Raw genomic sequence first — 2169 nt, forward strand, 5'->3', positions numbered from 1 at the left:
GTCTTAGATCTTGCCGACGAGGTCGAGCGACGGCGTCAGCGTGGCGGCGCCTTCGTTCCACTTGGCCGGGCAGACCTGGCCCGGGTTCTTGGCGACGTACTGCGCGGCCTTCAGCTTGCGCAGGGTTTCCTTCACGTCACGCGCGATCGCGTTGTCGTGCACTTCGACGGTCTTGATCACGCCATCGGGGTTGATCACGAAGGTGCCGCGCAGTGCCAGGCCTTCTTCCTCGATGTGCACGCCGAACGCGCGCGTCAGCTTGTGCGTCGGGTCGCCGATCAGCGGGAACTTGGCCTTGCCGACGGCCGGCGAGGTCTCGTGCCACACCTTGTGCGCGAAGTGGGTGTCGGTCGTGATGATGTAGACCTCGGTGCCCAGCTTCTGGAATTCGGCGTAGTTGTCGGCAGCGTCTTCGACTTCGGTCGGGCAGTTGAAGGTGAAGGCCGCCGGCATGAAGATCAGCGTCGACCACTTGCCCTTCAGGCTCGCTTCGGTGACTTCGATGAACTTGCCGTTGTGGAAGGCTTCGACCTTGAACGGTTGGACTTGGGTGTTGATCAGCGACATCGTGTGATTTCCTTGGTGGCTTGGGTTGGATGAAAAAACGAACTGGCGAAGCGAATTTTGACCGCACTGCAGCATTTGCGGGATTAATTGACTGAATCAAGTCGATGGAGAAAAACTATTGATCGGAGGGGCCCGATTCACGTCGGAGTCTTGCGTCAGGGCCTCACGTCAAAGCCGCATCGGGCTCACCACGTACTTGAAGTCGCTGCGCTCGGAGAAGGTGAACAGCACCGCCGAGGCCGCGTCCTGCAGCGCCATCGTCACCATCTCGGCATCGGTCTCGCCGAGCACCTCGGTCAGGTAGGTCACGTTGAAGCCGATCTCCAGGGGCGCGCCGCCGTAGTCGACGTCGATGTCTTCGTCGGCCTCCTCGCGCTCGGCGTTGCTCGAGACGATGCGCAGCGCACCCGGCGCCAGGCTCAGCCGGATGCCGCGGAATTTGTCGCTGGTCATCAGCGAGGCGCGCTGCAGGCAGCCGAGCAGCGCGGCGCGGCCGAGCGTCACGGCGTGCGGGTTGGTCTTCGGGATCGCGCGGTCGAAATCGGGGTAGCGGCCCTCGATCAGCTTGGTGATGAAGCTGATGCCGTTGAGCTCGAAGCTCGCCTGCGCGGGGGCGAGGCGGATCTCGACGGTGGCGGCGTCATCGCTGCCTTCGCGCAGGTGGCGCTGCAGCTCGTGCACCGCCTTGCGCGGCAGGATCACCTGCTGCGCCGGCAGCTCGGCGTCGACCGTGGCCTCGGCCAGCGCGAGCCGGTTGCCGTCGGTCGCGACGAGCCGCACGCGCCGGCCGTCGGTGTTGAACAGCACGCCGTTCAGGAAGTAGCGGATGTCGTGCGCCGCCATCGCGAAGCTCACCTGGTCGACCAGCGACTTCAGCACGTGCTGCGGCAACCGCAGCGTGGTGGCATGCGGCGCCCGCGCGACCAGCGGGAACTGCTCGGCCGGCAGCGTGTGCAGCGTGAAGCGGCTGCGCCCGCCCTGCAGCCGCAGGCGGCCGGGTTCGGCCGTCAGCGTGACGAGCTGGTCGGGCGGCATCGCCTTCAGGATGTCGATCAGCTTGCGCGCCGACACGGTGGTGGCGAACTCGCCGGCATCGCCGCCCAGCTCGACCTGGTGGCCGACCTCGATGTCGAGGTCCGAGGTGGTCAACGCGATCGATGGGCCGCTCTTGCGGATCAGCACGTTCGCGAGCACGGGCAGGGTGTGCCGTCGCTCGACGATGCCGCAGACGGCCTGCAGCGCACCGAGCAACTTCGCCTGGGTGTCCTTCAGCACGATCATCGCTGGCTCCTTCAGCGTTGATCGGGCTTGGAGGACTGCCCGAACAGCTGCGCCTGCTCGGCCGAATGCTTGGCCGCGAAGCTGCGCATGAAGTCGCGCAGCACCTCGGCGGCCGCCAGGCCCTGCGACTGGCAGGCCTGCACGAAGGCATCTCGCAGATCCCGCTCGATGCGGATCCGCATGCCGGCGTCTTTGGTGTTCATCGGGGTCTCCGGTTGTGGATACACATATGTGTATCCATTGCGACGGAAACTATACCGTGGATCAGAACGGCGCGGTGTCGGCCTCGCCGGCGTTGGCGCGCAGCTGGGCGTGCAGGTC

At 65.7% G+C, this 2169-nt stretch carries 3 protein-coding genes; all 3 read right to left on the bottom strand.

The genetic code is table 11. The features are described 5' to 3' along the window. Positions 1 to 3: 3 nt before the first annotated feature. On the bottom strand, positions 4 to 567 hold the full coding sequence (ahpC, locus tag AC1D01_RS31400; protein ID WP_047588578.1) for an alkyl hydroperoxide reductase subunit C: 564 nt from the start codon (positions 565 to 567) through the stop codon (positions 4 to 6). Positions 568 to 735: 168 nt separating this feature from the next. Beyond that, positions 736 to 1848: a DNA polymerase III subunit beta gene (gene dnaN / locus AC1D01_RS31405; RefSeq protein ID WP_477873435.1), complete on the bottom strand. Its 1113-nt coding sequence runs from the start codon at positions 1846 to 1848 to the stop codon at positions 736 to 738. 11 nt (positions 1849 to 1859) lie between these two features. Beyond that, positions 1860 to 2051 carry a plasmid-related protein gene (locus AC1D01_RS31410; RefSeq protein ID WP_477873436.1) on the bottom strand — a complete coding sequence of 64 codons (192 nt, stop codon included), beginning with the start codon at positions 2049 to 2051 and terminating at the stop codon, positions 1860 to 1862. Positions 2052 to 2169: the final 118 nt, after the last annotated feature.

Source organism: Rhizobacter sp. P3_B12 (assembly GCF_056402895.1).